The sequence below is a fragment of the Halomonas aquatica genome (assembly GCF_040196335.1).
GTDB lineage: Bacteria > Pseudomonadota > Gammaproteobacteria > Pseudomonadales > Halomonadaceae > Halomonas > Halomonas aquatica.
Genome location: NZ_JBEGCJ010000004.1, coordinates 81853 through 98612 on the forward strand (window position 1 = coordinate 81853; position 16760 = coordinate 98612).

General features: G+C 64.2%; 18 protein-coding genes and 1 riboswitch. Of the genes, 12 read left to right on the forward strand and 6 right to left on the reverse strand.

Translation table 11 applies throughout. The annotated features are described in order from the left end of the window. The first annotated feature begins 82 nt into the window (after positions 1–82). Positions 83–1750: a sigma 54-interacting transcriptional regulator gene (locus tag ABE960_RS09375; protein WP_349762002.1), complete on the forward strand. Its 1668-nt coding sequence runs from the start codon at positions 83–85 to the stop codon at positions 1748–1750. Positions 1751–1822: 72 nt separating this feature from the next. Here the strand turns inward: ABE960_RS09375 and ABE960_RS09380 are convergent, their stop codons facing one another. From ABE960_RS09380 to gloA, 5 genes are all read right to left on the reverse strand, one after another. Beyond that, positions 1823–2641 carry a sterol desaturase family protein gene (locus tag ABE960_RS09380; protein ID WP_349762003.1) on the reverse strand — a complete coding sequence of 273 codons (819 nt, stop codon included), beginning with the start codon at positions 2639–2641 and terminating at the stop codon, positions 1823–1825. 171 nt (positions 2642–2812) lie between these two features. Then, positions 2813–4165: an FAD-dependent oxidoreductase gene (locus tag ABE960_RS09385; RefSeq protein ID WP_349762004.1), complete on the reverse strand. Its 1353-nt coding sequence runs from the start codon at positions 4163–4165 to the stop codon at positions 2813–2815. Beyond that, the gene (locus ABE960_RS09390) at positions 4162–5298 is read right to left on the reverse strand and encodes an acyl-CoA dehydrogenase family protein (protein WP_349762005.1); all 1137 of its coding nucleotides are present in this window, start codon (positions 5296–5298) and stop codon (positions 4162–4164) included. The genes ABE960_RS09385 and ABE960_RS09390 overlap by 4 nt, the downstream gene beginning before the upstream one ends. Before the next feature lie 74 nt (positions 5299–5372). Beyond that, positions 5373–5921 (reverse strand): OsmC family protein, encoded by a 549-nt coding sequence (locus ABE960_RS09395; protein WP_349762006.1) that lies wholly within the window; start codon positions 5919–5921, stop codon positions 5373–5375. A gap of 342 nt (positions 5922–6263) precedes the next feature. Continuing rightward, positions 6264–6797 carry a lactoylglutathione lyase gene (gloA, locus tag ABE960_RS09400; protein ID WP_349762007.1) on the reverse strand — a complete coding sequence of 178 codons (534 nt, stop codon included), beginning with the start codon at positions 6795–6797 and terminating at the stop codon, positions 6264–6266. A 269-nt stretch (positions 6798–7066) separates the two neighbouring features. On the opposite strand from gloA, the gene ABE960_RS09405 reads away from it, so the two are divergent. The 8 genes from ABE960_RS09405 (at position 7067) to thiE (ending at position 12714) form a co-directional block, all read left to right on the forward strand. Beyond that, the gene (locus tag ABE960_RS09405; protein ID WP_349762008.1) at positions 7067–7411 is read left to right on the forward strand and encodes a hypothetical protein; all 345 of its coding nucleotides are present in this window, start codon (positions 7067–7069) and stop codon (positions 7409–7411) included. Between the two features lie 111 nt (positions 7412–7522). Beyond that, on the forward strand, positions 7523–7993 hold the full coding sequence (locus ABE960_RS09410) for a C40 family peptidase (RefSeq protein ID WP_349762348.1): 471 nt from the start codon (positions 7523–7525) through the stop codon (positions 7991–7993). 160 nt (positions 7994–8153) lie between these two features. Then, a complete protein-coding gene (locus ABE960_RS09415; RefSeq protein ID WP_349762009.1) occupies positions 8154–9185 on the forward strand; it encodes an ABC transporter substrate-binding protein in 1032 nt (343 codons plus the stop codon). Next, positions 9182–9946, forward strand: coding sequence for an ABC transporter permease (locus tag ABE960_RS09420; RefSeq protein ID WP_349762010.1), 765 nt, complete (start codon positions 9182–9184; stop codon positions 9944–9946). Before ABE960_RS09415 ends, ABE960_RS09420 begins: the two co-directional genes overlap by 4 nt. Continuing rightward, a complete protein-coding gene (locus ABE960_RS09425) occupies positions 9943–10713 on the forward strand; it encodes an ABC transporter ATP-binding protein (RefSeq protein ID WP_349762011.1) in 771 nt (256 codons plus the stop codon). Before ABE960_RS09420 ends, ABE960_RS09425 begins: the two co-directional genes overlap by 4 nt. Positions 10714–10742: 29 nt before the next feature. Beyond that, the gene (locus tag ABE960_RS09430) at positions 10743–11042 is read left to right on the forward strand and encodes a hypothetical protein (RefSeq protein WP_349762012.1); all 300 of its coding nucleotides are present in this window, start codon (positions 10743–10745) and stop codon (positions 11040–11042) included. A gap of 113 nt (positions 11043–11155) precedes the next feature. Then, a riboswitch (TPP riboswitch) is annotated at positions 11156–11256 on the forward strand. 38 nt (positions 11257–11294) lie between these two features. Continuing rightward, the gene (thiM, locus tag ABE960_RS09435) at positions 11295–12101 is read left to right on the forward strand and encodes a hydroxyethylthiazole kinase (RefSeq protein ID WP_349762013.1); all 807 of its coding nucleotides are present in this window, start codon (positions 11295–11297) and stop codon (positions 12099–12101) included. Next, positions 12091–12714 carry a thiamine phosphate synthase gene (gene thiE, locus ABE960_RS09440; RefSeq protein WP_349762014.1) on the forward strand — a complete coding sequence of 208 codons (624 nt, stop codon included), beginning with the start codon at positions 12091–12093 and terminating at the stop codon, positions 12712–12714. Before thiM ends, thiE begins: the two co-directional genes overlap by 11 nt. A gap of 253 nt (positions 12715–12967) precedes the next feature. Here thiE and ABE960_RS09445 read toward each other — a convergent pair whose 3' ends face one another. Next, entirely contained in the window at positions 12968–13210 is a 243-nt protein-coding gene (locus ABE960_RS09445; RefSeq protein ID WP_349762015.1) for a PepSY domain-containing protein, read from the reverse strand. A gap of 672 nt (positions 13211–13882) precedes the next feature. On the opposite strand from ABE960_RS09445, the gene ABE960_RS09455 reads away from it, so the two are divergent. The 3 genes from ABE960_RS09455 (at position 13883) to ABE960_RS09465 (ending at position 16737) form a co-directional block, all read left to right on the forward strand. Next, entirely contained in the window at positions 13883–14968 is a 1086-nt protein-coding gene (locus tag ABE960_RS09455) for an ABC transporter substrate-binding protein (RefSeq protein ID WP_349762016.1), read from the forward strand. 96 nt (positions 14969–15064) lie between these two features. Further along, positions 15065–15889, forward strand: coding sequence for an ABC transporter permease (locus tag ABE960_RS09460; RefSeq protein ID WP_349762017.1), 825 nt, complete (start codon positions 15065–15067; stop codon positions 15887–15889). Next, a complete protein-coding gene (locus tag ABE960_RS09465) occupies positions 15889–16737 on the forward strand; it encodes an ABC transporter ATP-binding protein (RefSeq protein ID WP_349762018.1) in 849 nt (282 codons plus the stop codon). Before ABE960_RS09460 ends, ABE960_RS09465 begins: the two co-directional genes overlap by 1 nt. Positions 16738–16760 lie beyond the last annotated feature (23 nt).

Below are 16760 nucleotides of genomic sequence, written 5' to 3' on the forward strand. Positions count from 1 at the left end.
TCTCTCGACGCTCGCTTTCCCACCCCGCCGTCCCCCATGGGTGCCGGTGGGGTGGTTCATGTTTCAGCCAGGAGCCTCTGCCATGGAGCCTGTCTCACCGCCTCTGCCTGGTTCAATGAACACGACGTCCCGCGACCCGGGCGACGGCGCCGCAGACCTGACCTTGCTGCACGAGGCCGCCAAGCTGCTGGGCCAGTCCGCCACGCCCGAACTCGCCATCACCGGAACGCTTCGGCTGATGTCGCAGATGCTGGGCCTCAACCGAGGCCGAGTCCTGCTGCCCGGACACGACGACCAGGCTGTCCTGCGGATTCGCTACAGTTATGGGCTGACGCTCGAAGAGAGCAAGCGGGGACTCTATCGCGCAGATGAAGGCATCACCGGCCGGGTCATGAAGACCGCGCAGCTGGCGGTGGTCCAGAATATCGAGGAGGAGCCGGACTACCTGTTCCGTGCCGTGGACCGGACCACACTGCCGGATGGCGTGGTCGCCTACATCGCGGTGCCGATCATGGACGGCAGCATGCCGCTGGGCGTGCTGGCCTGCCATCGACTGCGGATGCGGCCTCGCCCGATCCAGGCCGACCTGGTGATCCTGCAGGTCCTGACCACCTTTATTGCCCAGATTCTCAGGATCAACAGCCTGATCGATGAGCGCACGCGCCTCTTGAAGGATGAAAACCAGGAGCTCAAGGAGACCCTTCAGAAAAGCCAGACCAACCACGGCATCCTCGGCGAAAGCCCGGCCATTCGCGATGCCCTGGGCCAGCTGATGAGGGTGGCCGATACCTCGGTCAGCGTGCTGCTGACCGGCGAGTCCGGGACAGGCAAGGAGCGCTTCTCGAACTTGCTGCACCTGAACAGCGCCCGGCGAGACCAGCCCTTCCTGGCCATCAACTGCGCCGCCATTCCCGAACAACTGCTGGAATCGGAGCTGTTCGGCCATGAGCGGGGCGCCTTCACCGGTGCCACCGCGACCAAGCAAGGCAAGATCGAGATGGCCAACGGCGGCACCCTTTTCCTGGACGAGATCGGCGATCTCAACCTGGAGCTGCAATCGAAGCTGCTGCGCGTCCTCGAGAGCAAGGTCATCCAGCATGTCGGGGGCGTCAAGGATATTCCTGTGGACGTGCGCATCGTTACCGCTACCCACAAGAACCTTCAGAAGGCGGTCAACCAGGGGCAATTCAGGCTCGACCTCTTCTATCGCCTCAACGTGTTTCCGATTCACCTGCCCCCGCTGCGCGAACGCGAGGGCGACACCCGCCTGCTGGCTCGACACTTCCTGCTCGCCGCCAACCGGGAGTATGCCCGCTATACCCGGTTCGGACAGGGCGTCATGGAACGCCTGGAGAGTTATCACTGGCCAGGCAACATCCGACAGCTTGAGAACGTGGTCAAGCGCGCGGTGCTGGTCGCCCAGCAGGGAGACATTCGCATCGAGGACATCGAGACGATTCTGCACCAGGAATCAGCCATCAGCGGCCACCTGGAGGCCCGCCAGGGGATCCAGGCCACCGCCACGGGCCAGGCGCCGCTTCCGTCATCGCCGTCTGCCTCGGCATCCGGCCAGCCCCAGCCACACGGCCACTCTCGCCCCTATCAATGGGTGCGCGAGGACGAGGCGACGGCGTTGCGAGAAGCGCTGGAGCGCACGGGGGGCAACAAGACGCAGGCCGCGGCCGTATTGGGCATGACCCCCCGGCAGTTCCGCTACCGGCTCGACAAGCTGGGCCTTCACGACGCGTGATGCTGCCGGCGGGACTCGCGAGACACGACGCGAAGCCGATGAGCGGAATACTTCGCCCCCTCAAGGGCGCTGTCACTTCCCGTCCCGATCAGGGGTCACGAACGGCTGGAGCAGCATGCGGCCCAGCCGCAAGTCACGCGACTCCCTGAATGACTCGATGCCGATCGTCATGCCGAGATGCCCGGCCGCAGGCTGGTCTCGGTAGGTGCCGAACAGTCGATCCCACCAGGGCAGGTTGAAACCGAAGTTGCTGTCGGTTTCCTCGCGGACGATGGAGTGGTGGACACGGTGCATGTCCGGCGTCACCACGACGAGGCGAAGATGGCGATCGACCCCGACCGGCAGACGGACGTTGCCGTGGTTGAACATCGATGTGGCATTGAGCAGCACCTCGAAGATCAGCACTGCCATCGCCGACGCCCCGAGCAAGGTGATAACGGCGAGCTTGATGACCATCGAGATCAGGATCTCCAGGGGATGGAAGCGCAGTCCGGTGGTGACATCACATTCCAGATCCGCATGGTGCATGCGATGCAGCCGCCAGAGCCAGGGGACGGCATGGAACAGGCGGTGCTGAAGATAGATGGCCATGTCCAGCACGACCACGGACGCGATCAGGGCCAGCCAGATCGGGGCATCGACCATGTTGAAGAGGCCCCATCCCCCCTCGGCCGCGACCAGGGCGGCACCTACGGCGGACAGTGGGAAGACCAGACGCACCACCAGGGTATCGAGGGCTACGATCGACAGGTTGCCTGGCCAGCGGTGGCGGCGATCCATGCGCTGGGGCCGACGCCTGGCAGCGACTTCCCATAGCATCATCGCCAGCAGGCAGACGGTGAAGACGGTGCCACGAATCAGCGGTTCTTGAGCCAGCAGCATGGCTGACATGGCGGTGTCTCCTGTCACGATGCGTCGGTCGCCTGTCGTCTTGCGCCTCCAGGGATCCAGAGGGGATCGACATGCCGGTCACTCCCTCGCGTCTACAGATCATAGTCATGTCGTGCTGTGGTGGTGACACGCGCTCGGGAGCGGTGACATCCGTTCAGACGCCGTTTGGTATCAGGCAACCCGTTTGCGCGGTGCGTCCCCGACCGTCAGGCGTACCAGGCGCCGCCCGTCGCGGACCTGGCTCATGACCAGGCTGTCATCGTCATCGTGCTCGACCTGCCAACTGGCGTACCGATCCGGCATGCCATGCATCTCGATGGGCAGGCTGCGAGTCTTGAGCCGGATCACCGGCGTCTGGTGACGGTAGGGTGCGGCGTCATGGCCCAGCATGACCTGGGCGATGGCCCTCGCCTGGGCGGGCAGAGGCTCGATGAAACGACACGGCACGCCGCCAAAGCTGACACAGTCCCCCAGCGCATAGACGTCCGGCTGGCTGGTCTGCAGCGTCTCGGGGTCCACCAGGATGCCGCGCTCGAAGTCGAGTCCCGCCAGGCGGGCCAGCCTGCCGTCAGTGGCGAGCCCGGTGGCCGCCACCACATGGTCGGCCGTGAGCACGTCTCCATCGGCAAGATGCAGCTGGCGCTCGCCCATGGCATCGGCCTCCACCCTCGTCACGTCGACATCGCCCCGATAGGTCACCCCCAGTCCCTCGAGGCTGTGCAGCAGACGCTCGGAGGCCGCCTCAGGCAGCAAGGAGGCCAGGGGGTAGGCACGGCGGCCCAGAAGCGTCACACGGTGGCCGGCCCGAGCCAGGTCCTCGGCCAGCTCACACCCCACCATGCCGGCGCCAACCAGCACCACACGCTGCGGACCCTCGGCCAGCTTCGCTTGAAGACCACTCCATCCGGCCAGGTCATTGACCCTCCAGCACAGGGCGGCGGGCAGACTATCGGGGAGCGCGGGCCGGGCCCCCTGGGCGAGCACCAGCCGGGTATAGGAGAAGGTGCCGCGGGTGGTGCGAAGCTGGTGCCGCTCGGCGCTGACCCCGACCACGAATGTCTCGGCCATCAGGCGGACGCCAAGCCGCCTTGCCGCCTCGGCACCGGTCTCGCGCACCAGCTGATCGGGGGTCTGGCCACGACTCAGTGCCACGGAGAGTTCGGGCTTGTGGTAGCGATCGCCGCGACAGGCCGTCACCAGGGTGATCGGTGTCTCGGTATCGAGTTCGCGAATCGCCTCGACGATGCCCCAACCGGCCAGGCCTGCGCCGACGACGAGGATCCCCGGCTCACGGGCCACCATCACAGGCCCCATGTCGACCGCACTCACATCGGGACGCTCGAAGGGCTCGAAGTCGGCCTTGGTCACCCCGCATAGCGGACATTCCCAATCATCCGGGATGTCCTCGAAGCGCGTGCCGGGCGCCAGACCGCTGTCGGGATCGCCCTCCGCCTCGTCGTAGATCAGCCCGCAGGCACGGCAGATATACAGGCGCCAGGGGCTCTCGGCAGACGTCGCACTCATGACGGCATCTCCTCTTTCATCAGCTTGGCCATCTCCCAGCGAAGGTGCTTGATCGCCGGCGTGACGATGGCCACGAAATGGGCCTCACGGATGCGCCGCTGGGGTGCGGCACTCATCAGGTAGCCTCGGGCTCCCTGGTGCAGCAGGGCCGACTGGGTGGCCTTGAGGGCCAGTTCGGCGCCCTGGGCACGCGCATCCATCACATCGATCAGGAATGCCTTGTCGGTCTCGTAGGGCGTCTGGGCCAGGGTCAGCACGCGGTCCTGGAGCTCATCGAGCTCGGCCTGAAGCTCGTCGGGCCGGTGGTGGAGGTACTGGTTGACGTGCCCCAGTGACGGCTCGACCTCATGGATCGAGTCGATGGCCCCCTGCGTCACGCCGGTGGCCATGCCCGCCTGCAGCATCACGAAAGCACCACGGATGCGCTGGATGAAGGGGCGCACGGGGTCGGCGATGATCTGTTCGGGTGTGACGTGATAATCATCGAGGTGGATCGACCAGGTGCTGGTGCCTTCCATTCCCGAGAACTCGGGGCACTTGCCCAGCCTGACCCGCTCGTCCAGGTCGAGCAGGAACATCACCTCGTGGGAGCGGCTGCCGTCGGCCTTATCGACGGCGGCGATGAGGCCGCAATAGTGTCCTCGCTGGATGTGACTGACCCAAGGCAGGGTGCCACTGACGCGATAGCCCCCGTTAGCCACCGGGACCGCCTTGAGTGCCATCGCCTCGATGCCGGTCATCGCCTTCATCGGATTGGATAGCGCGGTGCCGCCGAAGGTCTTGCCGGCGGCATGGTCATCCAGGCGTGCCAGCAGGGCCGGATTGCCGGACTGCTCCATATAGAGGCCGCAGACATCATGACACCAGGTCATGAAACCGGTGGAGCCGCAACGACGACTGATTTCATGCATGCTGCCGAGGGCCAGATCGAAGCGTGTGCCATGCTTGTCGAGATGAGCCGCAAAGGCTCCGGCCTCGCCGAGACGAGCCATGATATCGAGAGGGTAATAGCCCTGGTCGATGCGTGAGGCGGCAGGAGCCAGCTGCTCCCGGGCCACCTGGCGGACCTCGCCCAATACCTGGGCATCGTCGTTCCAGGCGCTGGACAAGAGGGGGGCGGCAACGCTGTTCATGGCGAACCTCGTGATATGGAAGTGAGGAGGAGATGCAAGGCGTGGCGGCCAGGCGAAACCGGCCGCCCGAGCACTCAATCCATCAGGCTGATGCTGAAGGCGATCGGGTTACGCATGGTGTTGGCCACGGGAGAGTAGAAGTTGGCATGCTGGACGATCTCGTCGAGCTCCTCTCGGCTGGCGTCGCCATCGATCACCACCTTCACGCGGATCTCCTGGAAGCCCATTTCGGGGGGCTGCTTCTCGGCGCCACCGGCACCCCAGGCCGCGGGATTACCGATATCCCCCTCCAGAAAGATCTCCAAGCGGCTCAGCTTGACCTGCTTCCAGGTCGCTACCGCGGTGATGCCTACCGCCAGGCAGCCTCCAAGCCCGGAGAGCACGATCTCGCCCGGGGCCGGGGCCGTATCCTGGCCGAACAGGTGCAACGGTTCGTCGACGATCACCTCATGCTCATTGACATGACTGATGGTGCGATACTGCCCCTCGGTGACGGTATGTACCTTGTTGGTTCCACGGGCGCCGGGATTGTTGCGGCCCTTCTCGGCGAACCCCAGAAGACCCTCGCGATCGATGGGGCGCAGGTGGGTGGTAACGGTCTCGGGAGTACTGGCGGTGGTCATGGTGTCGCTCCTCGTGGTCCTGCAGTGATGTACGCCTGTCGCGCACCGGATGGTATTGCCGATTCACTGCACGCGCCGGACCAACATGGCCACGAGGGTAAAAAGAACCTCTATATCAGAATCATATGATCATCAATGGGGCCGCGAGCCAGCCCCCTCCCGACTGGACAAAGCGAGCAATTTCCTGCCGGCCTACTGTCATTGTCCGACAATGTCAGGCCGGCATACCCGCTCGCCCCGGCAGCAGCGCCGCCCGAGATCGGCGTCATCTGAGACCCCAGACGACGACGAGGCCGCCCCCGTTGCGGAGGCGGCCTCGTCATCAGGCGCGTGGTGAGGTACTCAGTTAACCTTGCCAGCCATGCGTGCCGCCTCGACTACCTCGATCCAGTACCCGTCGACATCCTTGATGAAGACCACGTCCTTCATCTTGCTCTGGTCGGCGCGCTTGACGAACTCGACCTGGTTGGCATCGAACCAGGCCTCGGCGGCTGCCAGGTCCGGGACGCAGAAGCAGATATGGCCGAAGCCCTGGGGCTCGGCGTTACCGTCATGGTAGGCAAAGTCATCCTGCGTCTCGGTGCCCCAGTTGTGAGTCAGTTCCAGCAAGCCGCGCTGGCCGAAGGTCCAGACGGTGCGCTCATCGGTCTCCTCGGGGACGCTCTCGCCGTCTTCCGGTCGCGCCAGGAAGTAGAGCGAGAAGCGCATCTCATCGAAATCGAGCCGGCGCAGCACCCGCATGCCGAAGACGCGCGTATAGAAGGCCAGCGCCTTCTCGGGGTCCTTGATACGCAGCATGGTGTGGTTGAGGCGAAAGCCGTCACTCTCGGCCGTGGGGGCCTGGACACCGGGGTGCTGTTCTCCCTGGAAACTCATGCGGGACTCCTCCTGTAAGGAAATGGCGGCTTGATGCCCTGGGTACCCCGGAGAACTGGGGGCGAGAGCGGGGCTTTTCCAGCCCCGGCCAGCCCGCAGGGTCTTCTCCGCAAGCCCAAGGTTTGTTTAACAGGCATGTACAGACGGCATAGCCTGGTGACGCGAGGGGCGTCCTGCGCCGCAGATACCGCTTGATGTGCTCGAACATTCTTCTACACTAGTTGTACAAAGACCAACCCCCCTTACTTTACGCACACGCGAGGCACCCCATGTCCATCCCGGCTTACCAACTGGGCGACCATGTCACCCTGAAACAGATCGCCACTGCCGTCGCCAACGGCCTCATGCCCATCGTCGAGGTGGAGTCGATGGATGGCATCTACGCGGTGCGTTTCCACCACGCCAACGATGTCTCGGGGCTTTCCGACAACCAGGGCAGGACACGTACCTTCCTCGGTACCGGCGAGATCCGCGACCTGCTGAGTGGCATCGGCCTGACGCATGGCGTGCTGACCTGGGGCGACCAGTGCGGTGACGAGATGATCGGCGTGCCGGGCCACGCCCTCACACCAGACGAGATGCTGGCCAGCGGCACGCGCATCGCCTTCCGCTGATGCACGACAGGGCCCAGGCTGATGGCAGGCCTCATGAGTGATGCGGTGATGATCGAGCCGCACTCTGCCCCGCTCCGACTGCCTCGCCCCTCGACCGGCAACATCCCCTTGATGAGAGCCTCTCGACTGCTGGTCGGCCTGCTGGTCGTCTTCCTGCTGGCGGGGTGTGCGGGGCGCGAGCTGGCCACTCGCGACGCTCCGGGCGAACTCACGATCGACCGGGCGCTGATACTGGCCGAGGCCAGGCGATCCCTCGGCATTCCCTACCGATACGGAGGTACCACCGAGCGGGGCCTGGATTGCTCGGGCCTCGTGCAGCGAGCCTATTCCCACGCCGGCATCCGGGTGCCGCGCACCTCCCGTGCGCAGTTCGAGGCCCTGCCGCGGGTGAATGCGGCGCGGCCCGGCGACCTGCTGTTCTTCGCCACTTCCGGGGGCGGGAAGGCGAGCCATGTCGGCATCTACCTCGGCGACGGCGAGATGATCCATGCCCCGGGACGCGGCCGCCGGGTCACCACCACCACCATCGCCCTGGACTACTGGCAGGAACGCTTCCTGGGGGCCGCTGCGCCTGCTCCCTGACCTCGACTCCTCCATGCAGACCCCGGCGGCGGGCGACATGGCGATTCATGGAACGACAAAAATAACATATGTGTATAAAAAATTGTTTCATATAAACGCTTTTGGCATATGAAGTGGACCACTAGGATGGTGGGTCGTCATTCCCTCGCGGAGAGAGCCCATGTTCAGAATGCCCCGTTTCCTGGCCCCCCTGGCGGCCTTGCTGATGGCCACCGGCCCCGTCCAGGGCGCTGAAGACACCACAACGCTCGAGGTGGGTTACATGCCGATCCTGCCTGTCGCCCAGCTGTTCGTGATGGAGGGTGAGGGGTGGACCGGCGAGGCCGGTCTCGAGCTCGAACTGACCCGCTTCTCCAGCGGTCCGGCGATGGTCCAGGCCCTGGCGGCCGGCGAGCTCGACGTCATGTACTTCGGCATCGGCCCCGCCATGGTGGCCCGCGCCAATGGTGTGCCGATCAAGGTGCTGGCGGCCAGCATCCGCGAGCAGATCGGCCTGGTGGCCCGCGGCGAGCTGGCCGATACCTTCGCCCGCGTCGAGGACCCCGCCGAGGCCATCGCCCGCTTCACCGAGGAGCAAGGCCGCAAACCCAAGATCGCCACCTTCCCCCGCGGCTCGGTGCCTGACACCGTGCTGCGCTACTGGCTGGTCGAGCACCTGAGCGTGGGAGAGGAAGCCGTCGAGATCGTCGCCATGGGCGCCGATCGGGTCCAGCAGGCCCTGCTGGCCGGGGCAGTGGACGCCGCCTCGATACTCGAGCCGATCCTCACCACCGTGCAGGAAAGGGTCGAGGGGGCTCGGGTCGTAGCCCGCGCCGACGAGATGCTGCCGGGGCAGCCCGGCGCGGTGGTGGCCGCCCGGGAGCAAGTGCTGGTGGACCACCCGGAAGCGATGCATGCCCTGATCGACCTGCATGTGCGGGCCACTCGGGTGCTGCTCGAGGAGCCCGCCCGGGCCGCACCACATGTGCGGGAATTCGTCGGCAAGCGGTTGATCTCCCTCGACACGGTGGAAGCCGCCCTGCGCTCACCCTCCTCGAACTACCTCGCCGACCCCCACGCGATCCGCGAGGCGACCCGCACCATGCATGACTTCCAGGCCGCCCAGGGCACGCTCAAGAAGCCCGTCGACCTGGAGGCGCTGTTCGACACGACCCTCTATGACGCCGTGATCGGAGCGCAGGCGGGATCATGACACCGCTGCTCACGCGCCACCGTCGCAGCCTGCTGGGCGCCATGGGCCTGTCCGGCTTCCTGCTGCTCTGGGAGCTGGCGCTGCGCAGTGGCCTGCTGCCCGGCAGCCTGGTGCCGCTACCGTCGGCCATCCCCGGGGTGCTCGCCGCCGAGATCCGCGACGGCATCTGGCTCGAGGTGGTGATGGCGAGCCTCACCCACTACAGCGTCGGGCTGCTGCTGGGCTCGCTGCTGGGCATCGCGGTGGGGGTCGCGGCGGCGCTGCTGCCGGTCTTCGACGCTCTGCACGCCTGGCTGGCCCGGCTGCTGCGCCCGATCCCGCCGCTGGCCTGGATTCCCTTCGCCATCATCTGGTTCGGCATCCAGCCCTCGGCGGCGGCCTTCATCATCAGCATCGGCGTGTTCTGGATCAACTACTTCGCCAGCTACAGCGCGGTGCGCTCGGTGGACCCGGGCTTTGATGAGGTCGCCCGGGCCTTCGGCCAGGGCGGCTTCCTGTCACGGCTGGGCAAGGTCAGCCTGCCCGCGGCGGCGCCGGGCGTCCTCGGCGGCATTCGCGCCGGCCTCGGCCAGGGCTGGATGACGGTGGTGGCCGCCGAGCTGTTCGGCATTCCCGGCATCGGCCAGCGCATGATGGAAGCCTCCAGCCTGCTCGCTACCGATATCGTGGTGGTCTACATGCTGACCATCGCCGGGCTCTACGCGGTCTTTGACCTTGTCTTCATGACCCTGCAGCGGCGGCTGCTGAGGTGGCAGCCATGACCGCCGCCCAGACCACCCTGCCCCCGGTACTTCGCGCCCGCGGCATCCGCCTGGGCTTCGATGGCACCCCGGTGCTGGCCGGGGTCGACCTCGACCTTCACCCCCGGGAATTCGTCGCCGTGGTCGGCGCTTCGGGCGTCGGCAAGTCGACCCTGCTGCGCGCCCTGACCGGCCTGCTCGCCCCCGAGGCCGGCACGGTGGAGATCCCCGAAGGCAGCGGCGGTGATACCCGCGCCTGGTCCATGGTCTTCCAGGCGCCGCGCCTCTTTCCCTGGCGGCGCGTGCGCGCCAACGTGGAACTGGGCCTGGAGGGACTCGCGCTCTCCCGGGCCGAGCGCCGTCGACGGGCCCTGGAGCCCCTGGCCCTGGTAGGGCTGGAGGAGCTGGCCGAACGCTGGCCGCACACCCTCTCCGGCGGCCAGCAGCAGCGGGTGGGCATCGCCCGGGCCCTGGCGGTGCGTCCGCGGGTACTGTTCATGGACGAGCCCTTCTCGGCGCTGGACGCCATCACGCGCCGCCGCCTCCAGCAGGAGCTGGTCGACCTGCGCCGGCGTACCGAGGCCGCCATTGTCTTCGTCACCCACGACATCGAGGAGGCCGTGCTGCTCGCCGACCGGGTGATGGTGCTCGGTGACCAGGCGCCCGGCCAGCCCGCCAGTGTGGTGGAGACCCTCGACATTCCCCTGCCACTGGACGGTCGACGCGACCATCCCGGCTTCGCCGACTGCCTCCAGGCCGTGGAGCGCCACATCGGCGCGGCCCACTGAGCCCACTGCCACCGACTGGAGGAGCTCCCATGACCGATCTTCGGGTCCTGCTGCACGCCCCCACCGCCGAGGCCCTCGCCCGGGCCCGGCGCAACGCCCGGAACCTGCTAATGGCGCGCCCCGAGGCCGAGGTGCTGATCATCGCCAATGCGGCCGCGGTCGCCTCGGCCCTGGCGACGCCCGACGACACCGACACTCACCTGAGGCTCTGCGGCAACTCCCTGGCCGCCCAGGGACTCGACAATCCGGCCGGCCTGCCGGTGGTCGAGGCCGCGGTGGTCACCCTCGCCGAGTGCCAGAGCGAGGGCTGGGCCTACATCCGCGCCTGAACGACCGGGGCGGGCCAGGGGGGGGATCGCCCTGCGCTGGCTCGCCGGGAAGGATGCACCCCGGCTGGCCTGACCCCGGCCTTTACAGCCATGGGGCCGGCATGGATAGTGAGGCTTGACGACAGGGGCGCCGCGGCGAGAAAGCCGTGGCTGAGAAGCACCCTCGGAACCTGACCCGGACAATGCCGGCGTAGGGAGTCGTGCAGCGACGAATCTCCCGTCGAGGCGCACCTCTCTCGCCGGGGAGGCACCATGCACCACATCGATCCCGCCGCGCACCTGGCCCGGGTGCGCGAGACCAGCCCGCTGGTCCACAACATCACCAACCATGTGGCCATGAACAGCATGGCCAACGTGCTGCTGGCCATCGGCGCCTCGCCGGCCATGGTCCATGCCCGCGAGGAGGCCGCCGAGTTCACGGCCCTGGCAAGCGCCCTGACGATCAACATCGGCACCCTCTCGCCCCACTGGGTCGACGCCATGGAGGCCTCGGCGCTGGCGGCCGGGGAGACGGGACGCCCCTGGGTGCTGGACCCGGTGGCGGTGGGCGCCACCCGTTACCGTCGGGAGACCGGCGCGCGGCTGCTGGCGCTCTCGCCGGACGTGATACGCGGCAATGCCTCGGAGATCATCGCCCTGGCGGGACAGGCCGGCGGCGGACGCGGCGTGGACAGCACCGACCCCGCCGAGGCCGCCCTCGATGCCGCCCGTCGACTGGCCGAGCGCACGGGCGGCGTGGTGGCGGTGACCGGCGAGGTGGATCTGGTCACCGACGGGAAACGCCTCGCCCGTGTCCGGGGGGGGCATCCGCTGATGCCGAGGGTCACCACCCTGGGCTGCGCATTGACCGGCGTGGTGGCGGCCTTCGTGGCAGGCGCCGATGACCACTTCGAGGCAACGGTGGCGGCGCTGGCCGGCTATGCCATGGCCGGCGAACTGGCCGGCGAGGTGGCACGAGGTCCGGGCAGCTTCGCGGTGGCCTTCCTCGACGCGCTCTACCATCTGGACGCCGACGCCCTGGCCGAGCGGGCCCGGATAGAGGTTGAAGATGCGCCTTGATCTCTCGCTCTATCTCATTACCGACCGCGGGCTCTGCGCGGAGCATGGCCTGGTGGAGACCGTAGTGGCGGCGGTACGTGGCGGGGTGACGCTGGTGCAGCTGCGCGACAAGCATGCCAGCGATGCCGAGCTGGTCGACCAGGCGCGTCGCCTCAAAGCGGCACTCACCGGCACGGGCGTGGCGCTGATCATCAATGACCGTCTGGAGGTGGCCCTGGCCGCCGGGGCCGACGGGCTGCACATCGGCCAGGATGACGGCGACGTGGCAGAGGCCCGCGCCGCTCTGGGCCCGCAGGCGATCCTCGGGCTCTCGGTGCAGACCCATGACCAGCTCGCCTGCATCGACCCGAGCGCCCTGGACTACCTGGGGCTGGGCCCGGTGTTCGCCACCCCCAGCAAGCACGACCACGCCGAGCCGTTGGGCTTCGAAGGCCTGGCAGCTCTCGCGGCCGCGAGCCCCCTGCCGAGCGTGGCCATCGGCGGCCTCAAGGCCGAGCACCTGGCAGCGACATGGGGCGCCGGTGCCGAAGGCCTCGCGGTGATCTCGGCGATCTGCGGCACCCCGGACCCGGAAATGGCGGCACGGGCCTTCGCACGGCCGTCACGCCGCTGAGCATCCAAAAACGCCATCACCGCTCCTGCGAGCGGTGATGGCGTTGGCAGGACAAGACGGGATCAGGCCCAGCTCAGGCGTCCGAACGCGCCTTCCCGGGGTGTCGATGGTAGCCGTGCAGCACGCCGGCGATGAGGTTATCGCCCCCCTTGCGGCCCTCCAGGGGCGCGCCGATCAGTGCACGACCCTGACCAGCGGGTCCCAGACGCGGACCCGCGTGCTGCTCGCCTTGACGCCCATGATGCGGCCTCCTTCAGTCGACTGCATGCTCGACAATGCGCTCCTGGTCGTCCCGACCGTAGATCTCATAGCAGCTGCCATCGGTGATCTTGAATTCCTTGACCTTGTAGCCTATGTCAGCGATCTGCTGTTGCATCGCGTCCTCGCTCATCCAGTCGCTCTGGGGCGCATCGGTGCAGGTCGGCTCGGCCAGGGCTGTGACGCTTACCGCCAGCAGGCTGGATGCCAAGATGCCCTTGAGTACAGTGCGATTCATTGGAAAACCTCCAGAAAGTCAGTAACAGACGGTCACCCGACCGTCGGACGGTGGCAGTTCCCGACGGCAGCCGCCGTAAGGGAACAGGGTCATCATCGGGTGCCTGACTTACGGAAGACTTAACGCCGTGGAAAAACTTCACCGGCGAGGTCGAAGAAGGGCATGCAGCATCGTCTCAGGAGGTCGGCCGGCGCTTCAGGGAGATGCGCCGCTCGTGGTAGGCGATGGCCAGGCCGCTGGCGATGATCAGGGTGCCGCCGACGAAGACCCAGAGGTCCGGCACCTCGTCCCAGAACCATCAGGGCGGCAGCACAGTTGTCGAACAGGTAAGCAATCGCATGTCGGAATGACGACACAGCAAGCGAGCATCAGTCAGCCCACGGCGCATAGGCAGAAACTTGCAGGAACTTCTATCCTGCATGCACCAAAATAATAAAATCCTGATGAGCCACACCAGAAAAAGCACCAGAAAGAAGCGCTAGAAAGAAGCGCTCGAGTCACTTTGGCATACCTCAAAGCTTAGTTTTGTTATCCGACAATTGCTCGATCAACTTTCGGAAGATATGCTAATTTTCAGAAAGAGAAAATCACAAAGTGGTAATGTAAAGGATTATTCGACAACATCCGAATGGAAAGATGAAAATATTCCCAATCAATAATAGGAACAACAAAATGAAGACAATGTATTTTCCCAGTAAAAAAGCACTGATCGCGAAACTGCTGTGTGCCTCCGCTATGGCATTTCCCGGAGTCTCTGCTGCCCAGGAAAAAGAGGCGATCAACATTGGCCTCAACGTATCATGGCCGGGTTTTTCTTTTTTGGAGGTAGCGCGGCAAAAAGGACTCGCAGGTGACCATGATCTTAACCTCACTATCTTCGAGGATCCTCTTGGGGGCCATGCAGCTCTGGCAGCAGGGCAGATAGATGTATACCTCAGTACAGCTGAATATACCCCGTTTGCCATTGAGCGCGGTACAGACACCGTACTGGTATCTCATCTCAACATATCTTACGGCGTCGACAAGGTTCTGATTGCCAAAGACATGACTGCAGAGGATCTGAAAGGACAGAAGGTCGGCGCACCACAAGCCTACATAGGCGAAATATTGATGGGTATGTGGCTCGACAAAGAAGGACTGACTACAGACGATGTGGAGTGGGTAAACCTGAATGCTGACGAAGCTGTAGGTCCGGTCATGTCGGGTGATCTGGCGGCAGCTTACATGTATGAACCTTGGGTAACACGTGTTCTGGAGAATCTCGATACCGCGAAGATTGCGGCAGATACTGCGGAACCCTACTACCTCGATACAGGCATCTTCATGGATGCGATGTACATGAACAAGAAGTTCATTGAGGAACAAAGGCAAGCAGCCATGGACATGGTCATGGCCCGCTTCGATGCCTTGCAATACTGGCATGACAATACCGCAGAAGTGAATCAGCTTTTTTCAGATTATCTCCAGTGGCCTGTGGCTGATATAGAATCGGTGGTGGGAACCAACGGCAAGTATCTGGACGATGGTCTGTACATGCTTGACTTTAATGAAACAGCTCGCATCTGCGGTGCTCTTGACGGAGAACCGCCGCATGGCATCGAGCAAGACTCCATCATTCAGAGCGTCACACGAACCAACGAGTGGTGGGTGAAGTTGGGCCTGATGGATGAAGTGCAGGACGCAGCAAAAGGAGTCGATTGTAGCCTGATTTCTGACCTGGTTGACAGCGGTTATCGTCAGTCCATGTCCGCGCGTTGATGCTGTTCGGGGAGCACCAGCGCCAATGGTGCTCCCCGTGGAATGGTCCTCAACCCGGCCGACGAGCTGATAGCATCTTACAGATGAGGAATGGGAATGTCGGGTGAATCAAGACAAGGTGCCTATCGATCACGCTGGTTCGAGTTCCTGACACCCATACCGCGAAGGTGGCGCCTCGTACTGGGCGCGCTGGTATGGGTGATATTTTTTGGCCTATGGGAAACAGCAGTATTACGCGGTTGGGTCAATACGTTGCTGGTACCTTCACCCTTCGAGGTTGTCGGAACGCTATACGAGCTGTTCGCAGAGCGCGGCTTCCTGGGGGATGTCGGCATCAGTATTGCGCGCATAGTCGCGAGCTTTCTGGCGGCCTGTCTCATCGCGATTCCTCTGGGTATCCTGATGGGATCATTCAAGACGGTGGAGGGGCTGTTCAACCCTTTCGTTTCGGCATGGCGGTATCTTCCGGCACCCGCCTTCATTCCCATCCTGCTGATGTGGTTTGGCACGGGTGAGGCACCCAAGCTGGCGCTCCTGTTTTTAGGAGTCATTTTCTTTCTGATCACCTTGATCATGGATCATACGAGCCAAGTGCGCGCAGAGCTTATCGAAACCGCGATGACGCTTGGTGGCAAGCGGTGGCAGATCCTCTGGACGGTCGTGGTACCCGCGGTGATGCCCAACATAGTGACGTCCATGCGGCAAATGCTGGCGATCGCATGGACCTACCTGGTCATTGCCGAGATCATCGCCTCGACGACCGGAATAGGCGCGATGATGATGCGAGCACGCCGCTTCCTCAATACCGACGAAATAATGGCAGGCATACTTATCATCGGAATACTTGGGTTGGCATTCGACCTGCTTTTCCGTTGGTTACAACGGATACTATTCCCCTACCTCGGCCAGGAGGGTGACTAATGAGTAGGTCAATCAATGATGCAATGCCCGCCACAACCGGCCAAACATTCGCCGTGAACGATACACCCAAACTTCGGCTAAACGAGGTAGGAAAATCGTTTCATCTGCCGCGCGGCGAGGACATTCAAGCAATCGAGAATGTGAGCTTCGATACCCATGAAAATGAGGTTTGTGTGCTGCTAGGCCCTTCCGGTTGCGGCAAGTCTACCGTTCTTCGCATGGTGGCTGGTCTTGAGCAACCAACCACGGGCGAGCTCATGTTGGACGGGAAGAGGATCACCGGCCCGGCACAGGAACGGGGGATGGTGTTCCAGGCCTACACCTCCTTCGACTGGCTTACCGTCCAGCAAAATGTCGAATACGGCATGCGATTGAACCACGTTCCCAAGCAGGAGCGACGAGACCGCGCCGAGCACTTCATCGAACTGGTGGGGCTAAGTCGTTTCGCAGGGACGTACCCCCGTCACCTTTCCGGCGGCATGAAACAAAGAGTGGCGATCGCGCGAACGCTGGCTAACGAACCAGCAATTCTGCTGATGGATGAGCCATTCGGGGCACTTGACGCTCAGACGCGTTGGCAGATGCAGGAACTGATGATGGAGATAGTTGAGGCAGCCAATACGACGGTACTGGTGGTGACACATGATATCGAGGAAGCCATCTTCCTGGCCGACAGGATCGAATTCATGTCAAGACACCCGGGCAGGGTTCATGAAGAGATCATCCCAGCGTTCAAGCAGGGACAACGGATCGGCCAGAAAGAGGACCTGATAGGCCTGGCCGGATACGGCGATCTTGAGCGCCATATCCTGCATCTGATGCGAGAACAGGGCAGAGATGAGACCTAAAAACGACATCGCGTTACAGTTGT